Genomic DNA, 19,526 nt, shown 5'->3' with positions numbered 1-19,526 from the left:
TTTTTTCACCAACTCTTTAATCATTTTTTCTTTTAATTATTGAATTAAATAAAAATTTCAACCCTATTTTTTGATTCAAATGATGCAAAACAAATCCTAAAGACAAAGCTATCATTATTCCCATCAAGCCGTATTTTAAAATTGAATTTGGTAGGTATCTCATAAAAAAAGTGGCAACGCACATAACAACGCAAATCAAATAAGCGCGATAAAATTCAGCATCAAAATAGAAATCATAACGCATCTTTGTAATGATTTTTACAGCAAATAAATGTATTAAATAATAAATCAAGAAACTAAAGCCAAGCCCTTCTAAACCATAAAAATAATATCCTAGAATATTTAAAATAACAGACAAAAAATTAAATCCAAAAGCAGTTTTGATAAATAGTTGCGAATCTCCTTTGGCTATCAATATAAAGCCCATTGACCATGAAACAGCCCGAAATAACATCGCCAGTATTCCAAAACAAACCATTGGAATAATCGAAATAAATTCTGAAGTGTATAAAACCTTTATGATAAGCGGAACAAACGTTAAAAATAGAATTATTATTGGAGTAATGATAAATATAGACATATAGGATTGCTCCATCACACTTACTCTGATTTTCTTATTATCGTTGCAAATTGAGGATAATTTCGGAAAATAGTCGGTACTCATTACCGTAAAAACAATTCCAACATAAGAATTCAGTAATGTAAACCCAGCATTATAAAATCCCACTTCTTTTAATCCTCCATTATTTCCAACATAAATCTGAATTATGTATGACGCCAACAATGTCAACAATCCGCTTAATGTAAGCATTACTCCAAGTTTGATTATACTTTTCCCTTCAATGAATAATTGAGCATTAGAAACAGTACTTTTTTCAATTTTTATTTTTCTCGAATAATAAAAAGACACCAACAAACAAGAAACCGAGATTACCAGAATCGTTGGTACAATGGCATCAATTCTATAAAAATAATACAAAGGGATGGAGAACAATAGTCCGATCAAATTCCCATAAAAATTAGCTTTGGCCAATATTTTTAACTTGCGCAATCCTTGAAAAACTACCATTTGCCCTACAGACAATTGTTTAAACAACAAGGTTATTGACAGATAAATAAATAGATAAGTATAATTCGAATTCCCAAAAGTAAGTTCACTCAACCAACTTGAAAATAAGGCAACAACCAGCGTTCCAAAAATCCCCGTTACAAATGCTATTTTTTTAACTATTGTAATTATTGGAGTAACCGTATTTAGATCCTCCTCTTTATACTGTTCTGAAATGTGCTTTATGGCACTGGTTTCAATCCCTAAACCTGTAATACCACTAATCATATTCAGTGCCGAATTCAACAACGAAATAATTCCCATTCCTGCTGGGCCAATAAATATTGCAATCAGTTTTGTTCTGACAATTGAAATACCAATATTAAAAAATTGAACTCCACCAAAAATAGATGTTGCTTTTATAATTTGCAGATATGAAGATTTGCTTTCGGTCACTATTTCAATATTTATTTAAAATCTCAACAACAAAACTCACCTCATCCATTGTCATAACTGGACTTATTGGCAAACTCAATACCTCATTGTGTATTTTTTCGGTTATTGGGAAAGATAAATTATTCCAGGATTCGAAAGCCTTTTGCTTATGTGGTGGAATCGGATAATGAATTACCGTTTCTATATTATTTTCTGCTAAATAATTCTGTAAATCCTCTCTTTTTTGGGTTCGAATAATAAACAGATGAAAAACATGAGATTGCTTCGTCCCTCGCAATGACACGGTTGGCAAAATGATTTTGTCATTTTTTATTTCGGATAAATAACGTCTAGCGATAGCTCTTCGTTTTTCATTATCGGTATTTAAATTGGGCAATTTTAGGTTCAAAAAAGCGGCCTGCAATTCATCCAACCTTGAATTGACTCCTATAAAATCGTTTTTATATTTGGTTTCCGAGCCATAATTCCTAAGTGATTGAATAGTTTTCGCGAGCTCGGTATCATTCGTTACTACAGCTCCTCCATCACCTAATGCTCCAAGGTTTTTTGCCGGATAAAAACTGTACGCTGCGCTTGATTGTTGATTTTTGATTGCTGATTTTTGATTGCTGATTGAACCTGAGCATTGAGCTGCATCCTCAATAATCAGTAAATTATTTTTAATGGCAATTTTATTTATTTCATCCATTTCGGCCAATTGACCGTAAAGATGAACTATCAGAATTGCTTTAGTTTTAGTTGCTATTTTGTCTTGAATTAAACTCGGATTGATGTTATAGGTTTCCAACTTTGGCTCGACCAAAACAGGCACTAAATCGGCTTGAAGAATAGCGAGTATACTGGCTATATACGTATTGGCGGGTACAATAACTTCGTCTCCTTTTTGCAATTTTCCTAGTTGAATATATCCTTTAAAAATCAAGGTTAAGGCATCCAATCCATTCCCTACTCCTACGCAATATTTAGCACCACAATACTGGGCAAAATTGATTTCAAACTTCTGAACTTCCTTGCCCAAAATATACCAACCACCAGCCAAAACCGATTTCAACTTTTCTTGAAAAGCGGTTTCATAAGGTTCGTTTATTTTTTTTAAGTCTAAGAATTTTATCATTTTATGACATTTTCAAGTTTCGAAAAATTGATAGTCGCTACTTCATAAAAATCCTGTACAATAGTGCTTGCGCCAAAACTTTCTTTCCAAAAAGACAATCCTTTATTGAGTATTCTGCCTTGATTTTTATTGGAAGTTCCAAAATCAAAAAATTTCTTATTGCTAAAAACTTCAGTTATTAAGTGATGATATAAAAAATCTAAACTCCCAGTTTCATTTTTTTTCTTATCCGCCGAAATATATTGCGAATGAATTACATTTTCGCTTTCAAATAAGGTCGCGCCTGCTACAATTTCGTCTTTGTAATACACATTAAATTGACGAATGCTTTTAGAAAACTTTCTTTTTAAATCTGTAATTTCTTCTAAACTATGAACCGGCTTTGCTTGATGCTTTTTTTCTAAATTTGGAGTTAATATATCATTCCAAAAATCATCAAAATCATTCACTTCTTTAATTTCCAAACTATTTACCATTCCTTTTTTCACCCCTTCTTTCCTTCCGTTTGCGATTAAATTTGGTTTAGATAAATCAATTACAGAAAGTGTTTCCCTTCTAATTAATTGGGCTTCCGCCAAAAAAAGGGCATAATTTAATTCTTCGGCTGGTTTGTTATGATAGATGGACGGCAGCGTTTTGATTTGGATTTTGAAAATTTTATTTTCATTTAAATAAAACAAAATGGCTTTGAAAATAAGAATTACCGAGGCTAATTTTAATTTCTCCCCATAAACTAAACCTCCATATGTTAATCCTTGATGGGAATAAACTACATTTTCAACTCTATTGGCGGGTAATACAGCAACTAACTTTTCGTTTTTAAATACCATTAAAGAAAAATCCTCGAATCGGTCTTTGTGGTAATCCATAAAATCACGATGAAATAGGAAAGTCGCATTTTTGGCATGGCTTATAAAAGCATTCCAATGGTTATAATCATTTTCTTGATATCGTTTTACAGTGTAATTTTTCACAATTGAGCATTAAGGAGTGGAAAAGTACACAATTAGGGTAATATTCTAAATACGAATTGCAAAAAAACGTGAATAATCAACAATAAAAAAGCAAACATCGATTTCGCACCAGAACCATAGTGACTTGAATAAACAAATTAACTTTATTTTTTATGATCTATAGGAGAAAAATGCCACTTATATTTTACGGCCAGTAAACGAACGACAATAATAACCAATGAGGTAATGAGGTATAAAATTTCATTCTCCAAATTCATTTTTCGGAGTATAAAAAATACGATTCCACCCAAAATACAGATAGTTGCATAAACTTCCTCTCGAAAAATAACCGGAATCTCGTTACATAAAATATCCCGAATAACGCCTCCAAAACAGGCCGTCATGGTTCCTAATGCGATACAAATAGTTGGATGAAGTTGGTATTCTATTCCTTTTTGAATTCCGATTAGGGTAAAAACACCCAATCCAATGGTATCGAATAAGGCTAATGAAGTGCGGAGCTTATCTAATCTTTTTCGGAACAATATTGTCAAAATAAAACCTAACGTAATTACATACACATAGGTCAAATCCTGCATCCAACCAACAGGCATGCGTCCTATCATAACATCTCGCAAAGTTCCCCCTCCGACTGCGGTCACAAATGCAATGATGAAAACGCCAAACGGGTCTAGTTTTTTGCTCATCGCCGTTAAAGCACCTGACATGGCAAATGCCATGGTTCCGATGATGTCAAGTAGGTGAAACATAGTTAAATTTTAGATCGCAGATTGCAGATTTTACTCCCGATAACTATCGGGAGCAGATTATGCTTAAGATTTCAAAATTAAATAAAAAAGGACTTACTATTGATTATTTTAAGAATTTAAAAAATGGTAGTACCTTAGCACCATAGTAACTTAGCAATTTTACCTTTGAAACAAATCACTTCCATCCAAAATCCTTTTATTAAATCCTTGGTACTATTGCAGGAAAAAGCAAAAGCTCGCAAACAGTCGGGAACGTTCTTGATTGAAGGAAAACGCGAAATTTCACTTGCCTTAAAAGGAGGATATGAAATAGAAACGATTTTGTTTTTACCCGAAGTTTGTTCGGAAACGGAAACCCGCAAATTATCGAATAACGCCGAATTGATAGAAATTAATAAAGATGTCTATCAAAAACTGGCGTATCGAGACACTACCGAAGGGATTTTGGCTATAGCCAAAGCCAAATCGATGCAGTTATCCGATTTACAATTATCCGAAAACCCATTAATTATTATTGCCGAAGCCCCAGAAAAACCAGGAAACATTGGCGCTTTATTGCGCACCGCCGATGCCGCAAATCTTGATGCTGTGATTATCGCCAACCCAAAAAGTGATTTATACAATCCAAACGTGGTTCGGTCAAGTGTTGGTTGTTTGTTTACCAATCAAATTGCAACGGGTACCACTACTGAGATTATTGCTTTTTTGAAAGAACGAAATATCAATTTTTATTGTGCCACGCTGCAAAATTCTACTTCCTATCATACCCAAGATTACACTTCGCCGACAGCTTTGGTTGTTGGAACAGAAGCCACGGGACTGACACAGGAATGGCGTGACGACGCGACTCAAAATATCATTATCCCAATGCAAGGCGAAATTGACAGTATGAATGTTTCGGTTGCTGCAGCGATTTTGATATTTGAGGCCAAGAGACAGAGAGGGTTTTAAATTTTAGATTGCAGATTGCGGATTTTAGAAAAAAACAATTCTATAAATTAACCGCAAAGCACACAAAGAATACCGCAAAGTTCGCAAAGCTTTGCGTTCATAGCGCTTTCACTTTGCGAACTTTGCGGTTAAAAAAATTATAAATAAATATGTTTTTTAAATATATAACTAGATAACTCTTTTGAAAAATTCCAGTTTTGGAATTTATTTTTTTGATTCACAACCTATAATTACATAGAAAAATATGAAAAAAATTAGCATTTCCTTTTTAGCCCTTCTTGCCTTTAGCATCAATTCTTTCGCTCAAATTACCGAACAAGAAGTGGACAATGTAGTCAATCGAACTTTAACTGCCTTTAATGTCCCTGGAATTGCAGTAGCGATTGTAAAAGATGGAAAAGTCTTATTGGCAAAAGGCTACGGTGTAAAATCAATCCAAACAAATGAAAAGGTAGATGCAAATTCACTTTTTGGAATTGCTTCCAACAGCAAAGCTTTTACAAGTGCAGCTTTGGCAATGTTAATAGACGAAGGAAAACTAAAATGGGATGATAAAGTCATTACTTACCTGCCGAATTTCAAAATGTACAATGATTATGTAACCAATGAATTTACGATTCGGGACTTGCTGACTCACAGAAGCGGACTAGGACTTGGCGCAGGTGATTTGATGATTTGGCCTGATGGAAGCAATTTTACGGCGCAGGATATCACTCAAAATTTACAGTATTTGAAACCGGTTTCTGCCTTTAGAACGCAATACGATTATGACAATTTATTATATATCGTTGCAGGAGAAGTAGTTCACAAAATAAGTGGTATGAATTGGTGTGATTTTATTGAAAGCCGAATCATGAAGCCATTGGAAATGAATAAAAGTGCTGCTTCATTTGTTCGCCTGAAAGACACCACTAATGTTATCGCACCCCACGTACCTATTGACGGAAAACTAAAAGTGATTTCAAGATATAAAAATCAATTATTTGATTCTGCTGCTGGAATTTATTCTAGTGTAAACGATATGAGCAAATGGGTAATCATGCAATTGAACAATGGAAAATACGGTACTGAAAACAAACAATTATTCTCCGAAAAAGAACATACCGAAATGTGGACTCCACAAACTATAATTCATGCGGTGACAAAACCACCTTACAACACTCATTTTAGCTCATATGGATTGGGTTGGTTTTTGAGTGATGTCAAAGGATACAAGCAAGTAACTCACACGGGAGGCTTAGAAGGAATCGTGACTCAGGTTACTTTAATTCCTGAACTGAATTTAGGAATTATAGTATTGACCAATCAGCAATCAGGCGCTGCTTTTAATGCGATAACCAATACCATAAAAGACAGTTATTTGGAAATCAAATCGGATGATTATGTCACTATTTACAGTAATAGAGTAAAAGCCACCGAAGAATCGGCTGATAAAGTAACTGACGAAGTTTGGGCATTGGTTGCCAAAAACAAAAAAGAAAATAACAAAATTAACCTCAATAATTACGTTGGCACATACAAAGACAATTGGTTGGGCGAAATTGTAATTAGTGAAAAGAAAGGAAAATTATATTTTGCATCAAAACGATCTCCACAGCTTTCAGGGGAGCTATTTCTTTACAAAGACAAAAACTTGGTTGTAAAATGGAACAATGCTTATTTCCATGCAGATGCGCATTTGTTTTTTGAATTTGATTCATCTGGAAAAGCAGTTGGAATCAAAATGAAACCGATTTCCGAGCTTACAGATTTCAGTTATGATTTTCAAGATTTGGACTTTAAAAAAGTATTTTAGACTGCAAGGCAGAAGGCAGAATTCAGATTACTAAATTCTGCCTTCTTAAATCTAAAATCTGCAATTTAAATTCCAAAAATCCCTCCTCCCTCCCTTGTATATTCTCTAAAAATTTCTTATTTTTAAGAATTGAACCATGCCGTTATGATAGAAATCGATATAGAAAAAGAAAACAAAGCAATTGCTCAAGAATATAAAGAGTTATTACGTATCAGTTACCAAACCTTGACCGCTGAGGATAAAAAACTGATACGCAAGGCATTTGACGTGGCTGTTGATGCCCATAAAGACCAACGCCGTAAATCAGGAGAAGCCTATATTTTCCATCCTATTGCGGTCGCCAAAATTGTAGCTTCCGATATTGGTTTGGGAGCAACTTCCATTGCCGCAGCCTTAATGCATGATGTTGTTGAAGACACGCCAATCACCGTCAAAGACATTGAAAAAATGTTTAATCCCAAAATCGCCCAACTGGTTGAAGGATTAACCAAAATATCATTGGTACAAAAAGATTTAAACGTATCGATGCAAGCAGAGAATTTCCGTAAAATGTTACTGACCCTTAATGACGATGTTCGGGTAATCCTCATAAAAATAGCCGATAGATTGCATAATATGCTGACTATGGACTCGATGGAAGATCACAAACAAGTCAAATTAGCGTCCGAAACCTTATACATTTACGCTCCATTAGCACATCGATTAGGACTCTATAAAATAAAAAACAAACTAGAAGATTTAGGCTTAAAATACACTGAACCTGAAAGATACAACTCCATTGTAAGCAAAATACGAGAAACCAAGGAAGAACAAGATTTGTATATCAAAGACATTTCCGAAGTACTCCAAAAAGCATTAGATGAAGAAAATGTAGATTACATCATCAAGGGCCGACCAAAATCCATTTATTCCATCAACAGAAAAATGTTGGCACAAAATGTGACTTTTGACGAAGTCTATGACAAATTTGCTTTGCGTATTGTTTATAAATCCAATCCACACGATGAAAAATTCCTAGCCTGGAAAATTTACTCCATCGTAACAGATCATTACAGACCCAGCCCAAGTCGTCTGCGTGACTGGATTTCCTCACCAAAATCAACTGGTTACGAAGCATTACACATCACCGTAATGGGACCAAAAGGCCGTTGGGTAGAAGTGCAGGTACGAAGCGAACGTATGGATGAAATTGCCGAAAAAGGATATGCCGCACATTACAAATACAAAAACGGAGCCACCGAAGAAAATGGTCTTGATGTTTGGTTAAATCTTTTGAAAGAAGCTCTCGAGAACTCCGAAACAAGTGCAGTCGATTTTGTTGAAGATTTCAAAATGAATCTGTATTCTAAAGAGATTTATATTTTTACCCCAAAAGGAGAAATCAAATCCCTGCCAAAAGGCGCCACATCACTTGATTTTGCTTTTAGCATCCACTCCGAAATTGGAATAAAAACAAGAGGAACAAGAGTCAACGGAAAATTAGTCCCTTTAAATTACGAATTAAAAAGCGGTGATCAGGTAGAAATTATCACCTCTCCAAACCAAAAACCAACCATCAACTGGTTGGATTACGTAACCACTTCAAGAGCAAAAAACAAAATTAGAAATGTCCTTAACGAGAACACTAAGAAAATTGCCGAAGACGGAAAAGAACTCCTTACCCGTAAATTAAAACACCTAAAAGTCACACTAAACGAGCAAACTATCAACGAATTAGTTAACTTTTTTAGGCTAAAAACAAGTTTGGATTTATTTTACAGAGTCGGTGTAGGCTCGATTGACAACCAACAATTAAAAGATTACGCTGCCCAAAAAAGCAACACTTTAATCAACTTTTTCAAAAACAAAATCAAGCGTTCACACAGCACTGCCGATGAAGACATTCACAAACAAGTCATCAGCAGCAATTATGATATGCTCGTTTTTGGAAAAACACATGACAAACTCGACTACAAATTATCCAGCTGTTGCAATCCCATACCCGGAGATGAAGTTTTTGGTTTTGTGACCATAAACGACGGTATCAAAATTCATAAAAAAGACTGTCCGAATGCTATTTCATTGCAGTCTAATTACGCATATCGAATCATGCAGGCCAAATGGATCGACTCCACCCAGCAAGACTTCAAAGCAACCATCAATATCATGGGAATGGACACTTTGGGACTTACAAATGAATTGACAAAAGTGATTTCAAACAACATGAATGTCAACATCCAGAGCATTTCTCTAAACGGTGAAGCCGGTATTTTCAAGGGTCAAGTATCCGTAATCGTACCCAACATCACCATTCTGAAAAAATTAATGGATAACATCAAAAAAATCGACGGAATCGACAAAGTGACCCGAGTCTATAAAAACTAACAAAAGTACCCAATACAAAAACAAACTTTAAAAGTCAAAATTGTGATAATCGCAACCAAAAGATAAAAACAAATAGTTTTAAAAATCATTTGGGCGTGCCACCATTAGGAAAAGAGGCCAACTTAGCTAACTGTCGATATAGCCTCTTTTCCTAATGCTGTCGGGCTATACGCGCTACTTCGGTAGCTTGCTCCTATCCCTCACGCACTAAGCCAGATCTGTTAGTTTTCATAAAAAACATTTTCTACTATCCATTATTAAAGCCTAAAAAATAAAACACTGGATTTAGAATTAAAACTCTAAATTTTTATACTTTTAAAATAATAATTTATCTTTGCAAGATATGACACTCATTTCCACAGATAACAACAAAAATCAGGAGATTGTAAAAAATGTTTTTACAATGTATCTCGAAAACAAAGGACACCGCAAAACCCCAGAACGGTATGCTATCCTTCAAGAAATATACGACAGTGAGGAACATTTTGATATAGAAAATCTATACCTCAAAATGAAAAACAAAAACTACCGTGTCAGTAGAGCCACCCTTTACAATACAATCGAATTATTACTGGACTGCGCATTGGTTCGCAAACATCAGTTTGGACAAAATCAGGCACACTACGAGAAGTCCTATTTCGACAAACAGCACGATCATATCATTATGACCGATACTGGTGAAGTAATCGAATTTTGTGACCCACGAATTCAAACCATCAAAAAAACAATTGAAGAAATTTTTGATATCGAAATCACCAATCATTCCCTATACTTATACGGAAACAGAAAAAAAACAAACGCAGAAAATACAATAGAAAATTAACTACAAATAAAACATAGAATGACTGTAGATTTATTATTAGGATTACAATGGGGAGATGAAGGAAAAGGAAAAATTGTTGACGTTCTTACATCAAATTATGATATAATTGCTCGTTTTCAAGGAGGTCCAAACGCCGGACACACTTTAGAATTTGATGGAATAAAACACGTTCTTAGAACTATTCCTTCTGGAATTTTTCATAAAACTGCAATAAACATTATCGGAAACGGAGTGGTAATTGACCCAGTAGTTTTTCAAAAAGAAATTGAAGGTCTTGAAAAATTTAATTTAGATATCAAAAGCAAATTAATCATTTCCAGAAAAGCACATTTAATTTTACCAACACACCGCTTATTGGATGCAGCTTCTGAAGCTTCAAAAGGAAAAGCAAAAATTGGTTCTACGCTTAAAGGAATTGGTCCAACTTACATGGACAAAACCGGTAGAAATGGATTGCGTGTTGGAGATACCGAATTAGAAGATTTCAAAGAACGTTACAGAGCATTGGCTGACAAACACGAAGAAATGATTAAATTCTACGATGTTAACATTCAGTACAATTTGGCTGAAATGGAAAAAGAATTTTTCGAATCTATCGAAGTTTTAAAAACATTAGATTTTATTGACAGTGAAGAATACTTAAATCAGGCCCAAAGAGCAGGAAAATCAATTCTTTGCGAAGGTGCACAAGGTTCATTGTTAGACGTTGATTTTGGAACTTATCCATTTGTAACTTCATCAAACACTACAGCTGCTGGTGCTTGTACAGGTTTAGGAATCGCCCCTAACAAAATCAAAGAAGTTTACGGAATTTTCAAAGCTTACGTAACACGTGTAGGAAGTGGCCCATTCCCAACTGAACTTTTTGACGAAGATGGTGCTACAATGGCCAAAGTAGGAAACGAATTTGGATCGGTTACGGGAAGACAAAGACGTTGTGGATGGTTGGATTTAGTGGCGTTAAAATATGCTGTTCAAATCAACGGAGTAACTCAATTAATGATGATGAAAGGTGATGTACTTTCCGGTTTTGAAACTTTGAAAGTTTGTACGGAGTACAACTACAAAGGAAAAACTATTTCACATTTCCCTTACAACATTGAACCTGAAAATGTAACCCCTATCTTCAAAGAATTCAAAGGATGGCACCAAGACTTAACAGGCATGACCACTTACGATCAATTGCCTATTGAGTTAAAAGAGTACATCGAATTTATAGAAAAGGAAGTAGAAGTTCCAATAAAAATTGTTTCTGTTGGACCGGATAGAAAGCAAACAATTCTTAAATAATAAACTAACGTCCCGATAAATCGGGACGTTTTTTTTAGCACTTAAATTAAAAACTCATGAACAATCCTAAATACAAAATACAGAAAACAGAATTGCTGTCGGATAACTGGTATATTCTTAATAGAGTTACAGTAGACTACCAAAAAAAAGATAATTCTTGGGACACACAAGTTCGCGAAGTCTATGACAGAGGTAATGGAGCCGCCATTTTATTGTACAACAAATCTAAAGGAACCGTTATTTTAACTCGACAATTTAGACTACCAAGCTATTTAAACGGAAACAAAAGTGGTTTATTAATTGAAGTCTGCGCCGGGTTATTGGATGAAGACAATCCAGAAGCCTGTATTATCCGTGAAACCGAAGAAGAAACAGGATATCGATTACATTCCGTTAAAAAAGTTTTTGAAGCCTATATGTCTCCTGGAGCAGTAACCGAAATTCTATATTACTTTGTAGGCGAATACGATTCCAGTATGAAAGTAAGTTCTGGTGGTGGTTTAGAACACGAACATGAAGAGATCGAAGTTATCGAAATCCCTTTTGTCCAAGCTTACGTTATGATAGAATCTGGCGAAATAAAAGATGCCAAAACCATTATGCTATTGCAATATGCAAAAATTCATAATTTAGTTTAACCCAGATTCAGCATTAGACTTTATTACGCAGAGGCACACGAAGAATTCGCAAAGGTTCGCAAAGTTTTTTAAGCTCCATTCAAAGAATTCGTTCTTCCTTTGCGCATCTTTGCGTCCCGATAGTTATCGGGATTGCGCATCTTCGTGACATTTTTTCTATTGCGGATTCTAGGTTTAATACAAAGGAAATAAACAGCACAAAAAAAGAGTACTATGTTTTAAAATAGTACTCTTTTTGTTTTTAATTCAAGACTTATAAATTAGGTTGTGGTGTCATTCTCAAATACGGTTTTATGCGAGTATGTCCTTTGGGAAACTTAGCTGCAATGTCACTGTCTGGAATGGCAGGAACGATAACTACATCTTCCCCGTTTTTCCAGTTAGCTGGAGTAGCAACACTATAGTTGGCCGTCAATTGTAAACTGTCAATAACCCTAAGCAGTTCTTCAAAATTTCGCCCTGTAGAGGCTGGATAAGTAAGTGTCAATTTTATTTTCTTGTCAGATCCAATAATAAAAACTGAACGTACCGTAAATTTTTCACTTGCATTGGGATGAATCATATCATAAAGCATAGCCACTTCCCTATTTTCATCAGCAATAATTGGAAAATTAACTGTTGTATTTTGAGTTTCATTTATATCTTTTATCCATTCCTTATGAGATTCTAAACCATCAACACTTAAGGCGATGACTTTTACATTTCTCTTTACAAATTCAGGATAATAATTCGCCACCGTACCTAATTCAGTTGTGCAAACAGGTGTAAAATCAGCAGGATGAGAAAACAATACTCCCCACGAATCGCCTAACCATTCATGAAATTTTATAGTCCCCATTGAGGTTTCTGCTGTAAAATCTGGAGCTGTATCTCCTAATCGTAATGTTGCCATAATTCTATAGTTTTAATATATTTAGTTCCTTAAAATTAAATAAAAAAACAACTACTTCAACAAAGAATATATTTCAAAGCATTCTTATATAAAACGCATCATAATAACCCAAAATATCAAGGTTATAAATGAAATGGGGATACCAAAACCAATCATCATGCTACTCAGTCTAGGTTTCAAACCATACGTAGAAGCCAAAATACAGCCAGTTATCATCGGCGCCATTGCCGATTCCAATATCGCAACTTCAATCTGTTTAGAATGTTGATGCAGTATTATCACATATAAAAAATAGATAATGGCGGGAGTCAAAATTAGTTTATAAAATAATCCCAATCCTAAGAAATCCCAATGCATACTGCGTTTTTCAAAACGCAATTGCAATCCCACCGAAAGTAATGCCAAAGGTGTCACAGCACTCCCCACCGATTTTAACAACAACTGCCCCCACTCCTGAAAATCGAATTGAAAGACATTCATCAAACAGGCTATACAAAAAGTAACGAAGGGAGGGAAAAAAGCAATCTTTTTGGCAATTTGCACACTACTCAAATTCCCTTTAGAATAGACCGTTGCAACTAAAACACCCAAAGTAGAAAGTACCACAAAAGATCCTGGCTGATCCACTATAATAGCAGTTTTCAAGCCTTCTTCTCCATACAAAGCCTCAATTATCGGAAAACCTAAAAAAGAGGTATTACTAAGTCCCGCACAAATAATCAAACAACCGATGAGTTTTCTTGGCCAACCTCTTTTTTTTCCTAAGTAACTAAAAAAGAAATACGAGATCACAAATCCTATCCAAGCCACCCCAATGGGAAACAATAATTGATTGTCCCATTTAATTTTCGGGATATAATATAATGCTAATGCGGGAAGACAAATATAGACGACAATCCAATTTAGAACCTTGTGCGCATTTTTAGGTATTTGCTTTATCCTCTGTAAAACAATGCCTAAAAATAAGAAAACAAAAATGAGTATAAAGTTATTCATCGCATGAAATGGAAGACAAAAATACCACTAAAAAATTCTAAACCCAAAAGGAATAAATTAAAAGAAAATAAACCTAAAAATTTATTTAACAAATCAAACAACTCCAAATCAAATATAAATCATATATTTGCAATATATTTTATTACAGTATGATTTCAGGTAAATTTGCCATCACAATACATATTCTAACATTGCTTTCTAAATTCCCTGATGAATATTTATCATCAGACTTTATAGCTGGCAGTATGAACGTACATCCTGTTTTGGTTAGAAAAGAGATAGCGAACCTTAAAAAAAATCATATTGTAGAAAGTAAGGAAGGAAAAAATGGTGGCACAAGATTATTAAAATCAGCATCAAAAATTAGTTTGAATGCCATATTCAAAATGACTTTTGATACCGTTACATTAGGTTTTTCCAAAAATGAACCAAATCCTGATTGCCCTGTTGGGAAACAAATCAAAAAAAATTTAGAAAACTTATATGACGATATTAACAAGACAATCAATATACAATTGAACGAAATTACATTGGAAGATTTTGCCAATAAGTTTTAATACTATTTTTTTAAATTAAACTGTAACTTTTTTTATTACTTTTAAATACATATAACTATGAAGATCGCAATTATTGGAGCCACAGGATTTGTAGGCTCAGCAATTTTAGATGAATTAGCAAGCAGAAACCATCAACTTACTGCTATTGCAAGAAACCCAAAAACAGATACCGAAGCAAATTGGGTTTCAGAAGATATCTTTAACACAGACGCATTAGCAGAAACTTTAAAAGGGAATGATGTTATAATAAATGCTTACAATCCTGGCTGGACTAACCCTAACATCTATGATGATTTCATCAATGGATCCAAATCAATTCAAGAAGCTGTAAAAAAATCTGGCGTAAAAAGATTTATCACTATTGGTGGCGCCGGAAGTTTATTTGTTGCGCCAAATTTACAAGCCGTTGACACTCCTGACTTCCCAAAAGAGTATCATGCAGGAGCAACCGCAGCCAGAGATTATTTAAATATTCTCAAAGAAGAAAAAGAGCTGGATTGGGCTTTTTTCAGTCCTGCTTTCGAAATGCACCAAGGAATAACTACAGGAAGAACAGGTAAATATCGATTGGGATTAGAAAATCCAGTTTTTAACGAAGAGCAACGAAGCATACTTTCAGTAGAAGATTTAGCAGTTGTCATCGCTGATGAAGCAGAAAATCCAAAACACCATCAAGTTCGTTTTACCGCAGCGTATTAAGAAGTCAAATAGTTCAACAATAAAACAGTTTCAAGGATTCGTCTTTTGAAACTGTTTTTGTTTTGATTACTTTTACTATCAAAATTAATTATTTTGTCAACCAAAAAAAATAATCCAAGCGCTTTAAATGAAAAAGCTGGTATTTCGCCTCCAGAAATCATCAGTTCCAGTGCTATACACCAAATCAAAATATCCAGAAAGCAACAACCTTCCGCAAAAGAATTAATTGATGGGATTTTGGCAGGAAATATAACGGCACTCAGCCGTGCTATCACATTAATTGAAAGTACTAATATTGCGCATCTGGAGAAAGCAAGCAAAGTAATAAACGGATGTTTGCCTCATGCCAACAAATCAATTCGAATAGGAATCACAGGAGTACCAGGAGTTGGAAAAAGCACTTTTATTGAAGCTTTTGGAAAATACTTAACGAGTTTGGGCAAAAAAGTAGCCGTACTTGCGGTTGATCCAAGCAGCACTATTTCTCACGGTAGCATACTAGGTGATAAAACCCGAATGGAAGAATTGGTAAAAGACAAAAATGCATTCATTCGCCCTTCGGCATCCGGAGAAACTTTAGGCGGTGTTGCAAGAAAAACAAGAGAAACTATAACACTTTGCGAAGCTTGCGGTTTTGACGTTATTCTCATTGAAACGGTAGGTGTAGGCCAAAGCGAAACGGCTGTTCATAGTATGGTCGATTTCTTTTTATTGCTAAAAATTGCAGGAGCAGGAGATGAACTTCAAGGAATCAAAAGGGGGATTATGGAAATGGCCGACGCCATTATTATCAACAAAGCCGATGGTGATAATATTAAAAAGGCACAATTGGCAAAAGTAGAATTCAACAGGGCCTTACATCTTTTTCCGGCAAAAAAATCAGGATGGATCCCAACTACTGCAACTTGTAGTGCTTTGACCCAAGAAGGAATTAGTGGCGTTTGGCAAACTATTTTAAATTATCTTGACTTGGTAAATTCTAATCATTATTTTGTAGAAAAACGCAAGGAACAAAATCAATTTTGGATGATGGAAACCATTGACGAACAATTAAAAAATCATTTTTATATTCAACCAGCCATTATACAGTTATTGGATTCCACTAAAAAAGCGGTTCAAAATAATGAAATATCACCTTTTGCAGCAGCTCAAATTTTATTGGACAGTTATTTTAAGAAATAGTAATCAATTATATTTCATCAAACAAAAAACTGCAAAAGCTAATTGAAAGCTTTTGCAGTTTTTTGTTTATAAAACGATATGCTATAAAAAATTATCCTGATACCATTGTACTTGTGCTTTCAAACCATCGTACAAACTGGTTTTAGGATTATAGTCCAATAATCTTCTGGCTTTGTCTATTACAGCTTTGGTTCTCAATTGATCCCCTGTCCTGGCTTCAACAATTTGCAAATCAATTTTTTTATTTAATATTTGCTCAACAATTTCAATTCCTTGTTGAGTTGTATTTTCTTCCTCGGTACCTAAATTGATAATTTCATTATTGACCACCTCTTCCTTTCCAATTACACTCACTACGCCATCGACAATATCCTGAACATAAGTAAAGCTTCGCAAATGATGCTCACTCCCCTTAAACAAAGGAAACGGAACGTTATTGAAAGCATTCGCAATTAATTTTGTATATAACTTCTCTGGCCTTTCACGTGGTCCATAAACTGAATACAGACGCAAAGAACATGCCTTCAATTGCCCAAGTCTACTGCTTGCCAAAACCAATTGCTCAGCCGCCAGTTTAGTCACCCCATAAAAAGAAGCAGGCGATGGTGCTACAGTTTCATCAAAAGTGGCATGAATTCCATAAATGGAAGATGTGGCAATATTTACAAAAAGAACTAAGTTTTTATTTTTTAAGGCAAAATCGAGTAAGTTTTTGGTTCCAATTACATTGTTTCCCAAATAATCTTCAAAACTGGAAGTAGCAGAAATCCCAGGTTGAGCAGCAAAATGAAAAACATAATCAAAATCAGTTGGCAATTCTTGAAGCTGTTCTGCAAACCTCAAATCTATCTCCTCAATTTCAATTCCTTTAGCATTCAATACACTAGCATTCAACTGCTTCAAAGACACATCATAATAATCGGAAAAATTATCCAAACCAACTACTTCATGACCTAGAGATTGCAGTCGCTCGGCTGTGTGTGAAGCAATGTATCCAGCAGCACCAGTAATTAAAATTCTCATAAACTAAGCTTTAATGATTAATATTGGTAGCAAATAATTTAAATCTCAATTCTATTTTCAACCAAAAAACTTTTCAGTTATTCAATCAAAACAAAGATAAACAAATACAATAGTACGTGATAAAAAATATTTGTAAAACAATCCGTATTAATAAAAAATATACGTAACTTGGTCATTATCATGTATTTAGTTATTTTATTCAGAGACAATAAGATTTCTTAAAATAACATTAAAAAAAAGCCAACAAATAGCACTACCGCTTTAATAAATTATCAACAATACTAAAAAAACGATTCAACACTTAAATTTTTATTAACCCAAAATTTCATTTTATAATGAATAATAAATTTTTAATCTTAATTTCAAGAGAGCCCGTCAATTTAATCCTGATAGCTATTTTTCTCGTTACTCTATTTCAGCTCGGAGCATGGGGGCTTACTGAAACAAGTGAAGCCCGTTATGCAGAAATCGCCAAAGAAATGTTTGAATCTGGCGACTATATTCATCCCAGAAAAATGGGAATTTCACATTATCACAAACCGCCACTTACATATTACATAACCGCCTTAGGCTACGCCATCTTTGGAATTAATGAATTTGGTGCGCGCTTCTTTTTATCAATTGCGCTTTTGGTCCAATTGATTCTGATTTACAAAACCTCTCAACTTTTGTTTAATGACAAAAAAACATCCTTACTATCTGTCGTTTTATATTTTTCAACTCCTTTGTTTTTAGCATCTATCCGTAATTTAACCACCGATGCCTACCTGAACACCTTTGTCATGATGTCGGTCTATTTTTGGCTTCGCTATTTAGATGAAAAAAAATTCTTTTTCCTATTTTATTTATCACTTTCACTGGGTTTCTTCACAAAAGGTCCATTGGTGCTTATTCCAGTTTTTGTCTTTCAATTAACTTGGCTTTATTACAACAAAAAAAGAATCAAATTTTCAGTATATGATTTTTGGGGAATCGTAGTGTTTTTTATTTCCTGCGGTTGGTGGTATTTGGCCGTTATAAAAGAAAACCCAATGGTTTTGGATTACTTTACCAGCAATCAACTTTACCAAAGAATTGCTTCAAACGATGCTTTCAATAGAGGAAAGCCCTTTTGGTATTATATCGTTTTTCTTCCTTTGTCTCTGTTCCCTTGGGTTATATATATTTTTCTGTCTGTAAAAAAAGCAGGCACCACAGTTGTAAAAGGAAAAATTTTATTGACTTCCTTTTTCATAATTATTTTAATTTTTTCACTATTCAAAACCAAACTGATTTTCTATGTTTTACCCTCTCTGCCTTTTCTGATAATGTTTGCTTCAACTCATTTGGTTCGATTAGATGAAATCCATTGGAAAAAATTCACGATTTATCTATACGGCTATTTTACTCTATTGTTTAGTGCCATTTTTGTAGCTATCCTAATTCACAAAGTCGAACTTGAACTTCCTTATGTTTTGATCTTGCTATCCGGAATGTTAGTTAGCATTTTTGGTATAAAGAATGATAACTGGTTCAACAAAAACCTATATACACTTCTAATAAACACGATCTCTTTACTGATTTTCTCAACTTGTTTAATGAGGTCAAACGAATTGCTCATCAACTCCGTAAAACCTATCGCTACTTTTGTGACGGCATTGAAAACAAAAAAAGTGTATGTATATAATTATCTGCTTCCGTCCATGTCTTTTTATACCGATAAAAACATAATAACACTTAATGATGGAAATTACACTTGCAAAAGAGAAATCCAATTCGAACAAAATTTAAACTATAGAAAAACCTATTACAACTTGGAGGAAAACAAAGAAATCAAGCGATTCAAAACCGATTTCAAAACACAAAACACAGTTTTCTTGGTGAGAAAAAAAGAAACATTACCCAAATACATCAAAACAGCAATTACTCCTTTTAGAAACAAAAAATATTTTAACAAATGGATACTTTATTACAATTAAAAACAAAAAGTCACTAA

The 19,526-nt window shown here is 34.3% G+C and carries 17 protein-coding genes; 10 read left to right on the top strand and 7 right to left on the bottom strand.

The window, feature by feature from the left end; genetic code table 11:
• Positions 1 to 16: 16 nt before the first annotated feature.
• The 4 genes from HQN62_RS07070 to HQN62_RS07055 form a co-directional block, all read right to left on the bottom strand.
• Positions 17 to 1,504: an O-antigen translocase gene (locus HQN62_RS07070; RefSeq protein ID WP_173503829.1), complete on the bottom strand. Its 1,488-nt coding sequence runs from the start codon at positions 1,502 to 1,504 to the stop codon at positions 17 to 19.
• 4 nt (positions 1,505 to 1,508) lie between these two features.
• Positions 1,509 to 2,618: a DegT/DnrJ/EryC1/StrS family aminotransferase gene (locus HQN62_RS07065; RefSeq protein WP_173503828.1), complete on the bottom strand. Its 1,110-nt coding sequence runs from the start codon at positions 2,616 to 2,618 to the stop codon at positions 1,509 to 1,511.
• Positions 2,615 to 3,592 carry a GNAT family N-acetyltransferase gene (locus tag HQN62_RS07060; RefSeq protein WP_173503827.1) on the bottom strand — a complete coding sequence of 326 codons (978 nt, stop codon included), beginning with the start codon at positions 3,590 to 3,592 and terminating at the stop codon, positions 2,615 to 2,617. Before HQN62_RS07060 ends, HQN62_RS07065 begins: the two co-directional genes overlap by 4 nt.
• A 143-nt stretch (positions 3,593 to 3,735) precedes the next feature.
• The gene (locus HQN62_RS07055) at positions 3,736 to 4,341 is read right to left on the bottom strand and encodes a trimeric intracellular cation channel family protein (RefSeq protein WP_173503826.1); all 606 of its coding nucleotides are present in this window, start codon (positions 4,339 to 4,341) and stop codon (positions 3,736 to 3,738) included.
• A 165-nt stretch (positions 4,342 to 4,506) separates the two neighbouring features.
• Here HQN62_RS07055 and HQN62_RS07050 point away from each other — a divergent pair, with 165 nt between their 5' ends.
• From HQN62_RS07050 to nudK, 6 genes are all read left to right on the top strand, one after another.
• Positions 4,507 to 5,292 carry a TrmH family RNA methyltransferase gene (locus HQN62_RS07050; RefSeq protein WP_173503825.1) on the top strand — a complete coding sequence of 262 codons (786 nt, stop codon included), beginning with the start codon at positions 4,507 to 4,509 and terminating at the stop codon, positions 5,290 to 5,292.
• Positions 5,293 to 5,536: 244 nt separating this feature from the next.
• Entirely contained in the window at positions 5,537 to 7,087 is a 1,551-nt protein-coding gene (locus tag HQN62_RS07045; protein WP_173503824.1) for a serine hydrolase, read from the top strand.
• A 144-nt stretch (positions 7,088 to 7,231) separates the two neighbouring features.
• Entirely contained in the window at positions 7,232 to 9,451 is a 2,220-nt protein-coding gene (locus HQN62_RS07040; protein ID WP_173503823.1) for a RelA/SpoT family protein, read from the top strand.
• Between the two features lie 343 nt (positions 9,452 to 9,794).
• Entirely contained in the window at positions 9,795 to 10,274 is a 480-nt protein-coding gene (locus HQN62_RS07035) for a Fur family transcriptional regulator (RefSeq protein ID WP_111409435.1), read from the top strand.
• 18 nt (positions 10,275 to 10,292) lie between these two features.
• Positions 10,293 to 11,564, top strand: a complete 1,272-nt coding sequence (locus tag HQN62_RS07030) for an adenylosuccinate synthase (protein WP_173503822.1) — start codon at positions 10,293 to 10,295, stop codon at positions 11,562 to 11,564.
• Between the two features lie 56 nt (positions 11,565 to 11,620).
• Positions 11,621 to 12,202, top strand: coding sequence for a GDP-mannose pyrophosphatase NudK (nudK, locus tag HQN62_RS07025; protein ID WP_173503821.1), 582 nt, complete (start codon positions 11,621 to 11,623; stop codon positions 12,200 to 12,202).
• A 253-nt stretch (positions 12,203 to 12,455) separates the two neighbouring features.
• Here the strand turns inward: nudK and HQN62_RS07020 are convergent, their stop codons facing one another.
• Together HQN62_RS07020 and HQN62_RS07015 are read right to left on the bottom strand one after the other, a co-directional pair.
• The gene (locus tag HQN62_RS07020; RefSeq protein WP_173503820.1) at positions 12,456 to 13,094 is read right to left on the bottom strand and encodes a peroxiredoxin; all 639 of its coding nucleotides are present in this window, start codon (positions 13,092 to 13,094) and stop codon (positions 12,456 to 12,458) included.
• 84 nt (positions 13,095 to 13,178) lie between these two features.
• The gene (locus HQN62_RS07015) at positions 13,179 to 14,090 is read right to left on the bottom strand and encodes an AEC family transporter (protein ID WP_173503819.1); all 912 of its coding nucleotides are present in this window, start codon (positions 14,088 to 14,090) and stop codon (positions 13,179 to 13,181) included.
• 149 nt (positions 14,091 to 14,239) lie between these two features.
• Here HQN62_RS07015 and HQN62_RS07010 point away from each other — a divergent pair, with 149 nt between their 5' ends.
• The 3 genes from HQN62_RS07010 to meaB all read left to right on the top strand — a co-directional run bounded on the left by HQN62_RS07010 (position 14,240) and on the right by meaB (position 16,528).
• Positions 14,240 to 14,647 carry an RrF2 family transcriptional regulator gene (locus HQN62_RS07010; protein WP_173503818.1) on the top strand — a complete coding sequence of 136 codons (408 nt, stop codon included), beginning with the start codon at positions 14,240 to 14,242 and terminating at the stop codon, positions 14,645 to 14,647.
• Positions 14,648 to 14,704: 57 nt separating this feature from the next.
• On the top strand, positions 14,705 to 15,346 hold the full coding sequence (locus tag HQN62_RS07005; protein WP_116795855.1) for an NAD(P)-dependent oxidoreductase: 642 nt from the start codon (positions 14,705 to 14,707) through the stop codon (positions 15,344 to 15,346).
• 93 nt (positions 15,347 to 15,439) lie between these two features.
• Positions 15,440 to 16,528, top strand: a complete 1,089-nt coding sequence (meaB, locus tag HQN62_RS07000; protein WP_173503817.1) for a methylmalonyl Co-A mutase-associated GTPase MeaB — start codon at positions 15,440 to 15,442, stop codon at positions 16,526 to 16,528.
• A gap of 81 nt (positions 16,529 to 16,609) precedes the next feature.
• On the opposite strand, the gene HQN62_RS06995 is transcribed toward meaB, so the two are convergent.
• Positions 16,610 to 17,551 (bottom strand): NAD-dependent epimerase/dehydratase family protein, encoded by a 942-nt coding sequence (locus HQN62_RS06995; RefSeq protein WP_173503816.1) that lies wholly within the window; start codon positions 17,549 to 17,551, stop codon positions 16,610 to 16,612.
• 335 nt (positions 17,552 to 17,886) lie between these two features.
• On the opposite strand from HQN62_RS06995, the gene HQN62_RS06990 reads away from it, so the two are divergent.
• Positions 17,887 to 19,509, top strand: coding sequence for an ArnT family glycosyltransferase (locus HQN62_RS06990; protein ID WP_173503815.1), 1,623 nt, complete (start codon positions 17,887 to 17,889; stop codon positions 19,507 to 19,509).
• Positions 19,510 to 19,526: the final 17 nt, after the last annotated feature.

Source organism: Flavobacterium sp. M31R6 (assembly GCF_013284035.1).
Lineage (GTDB): Bacteria > Bacteroidota > Bacteroidia > Flavobacteriales > Flavobacteriaceae > Flavobacterium.
The sequence above is the reverse complement of the archived record's forward strand: the minus strand, read 5'-3'. Positions and strand labels throughout refer to the sequence as shown.

Excerpts from the sequence above, each read along its gene's own strand:
- HQN62_RS07065 (WP_173503828.1), bottom strand. The coding sequence starts at position 2,618 with ATGATAAAATTCTTAGACTTAAAAAAAATAAACGAACCTTATGAAACC.
- HQN62_RS07055 (WP_173503826.1), bottom strand. The coding sequence starts at position 4,341 with ATGTTTCACCTACTTGACATCATCGGAACCATGGCATTTGCCATGTCA.
- HQN62_RS07045 (WP_173503824.1), top strand. The coding sequence starts at position 5,537 with ATGAAAAAAATTAGCATTTCCTTTTTAGCCCTTCTTGCCTTTAGCATC.
- HQN62_RS07040 (WP_173503823.1), top strand. The coding sequence starts at position 7,232 with ATGATAGAAATCGATATAGAAAAAGAAAACAAAGCAATTGCTCAAGAA.
- HQN62_RS07035 (WP_111409435.1), top strand. The coding sequence starts at position 9,795 with ATGACACTCATTTCCACAGATAACAACAAAAATCAGGAGATTGTAAAA.
- HQN62_RS07030 (WP_173503822.1), top strand. The coding sequence starts at position 10,293 with ATGACTGTAGATTTATTATTAGGATTACAATGGGGAGATGAAGGAAAA.
- nudK (WP_173503821.1), top strand. The coding sequence starts at position 11,621 with ATGAACAATCCTAAATACAAAATACAGAAAACAGAATTGCTGTCGGAT.
- HQN62_RS07020 (WP_173503820.1), bottom strand. The coding sequence starts at position 13,094 with ATGGCAACATTACGATTAGGAGATACAGCTCCAGATTTTACAGCAGAA.
- HQN62_RS07015 (WP_173503819.1), bottom strand. The coding sequence starts at position 14,090 with ATGAATAACTTTATACTCATTTTTGTTTTCTTATTTTTAGGCATTGTT.
- HQN62_RS07010 (WP_173503818.1), top strand. The coding sequence starts at position 14,240 with ATGATTTCAGGTAAATTTGCCATCACAATACATATTCTAACATTGCTT.
- HQN62_RS07005 (WP_116795855.1), top strand. The coding sequence starts at position 14,705 with ATGAAGATCGCAATTATTGGAGCCACAGGATTTGTAGGCTCAGCAATT.
- HQN62_RS06995 (WP_173503816.1), bottom strand. The coding sequence starts at position 17,551 with ATGAGAATTTTAATTACTGGTGCTGCTGGATACATTGCTTCACACACA.
- HQN62_RS06990 (WP_173503815.1), top strand. The coding sequence starts at position 17,887 with ATGAATAATAAATTTTTAATCTTAATTTCAAGAGAGCCCGTCAATTTA.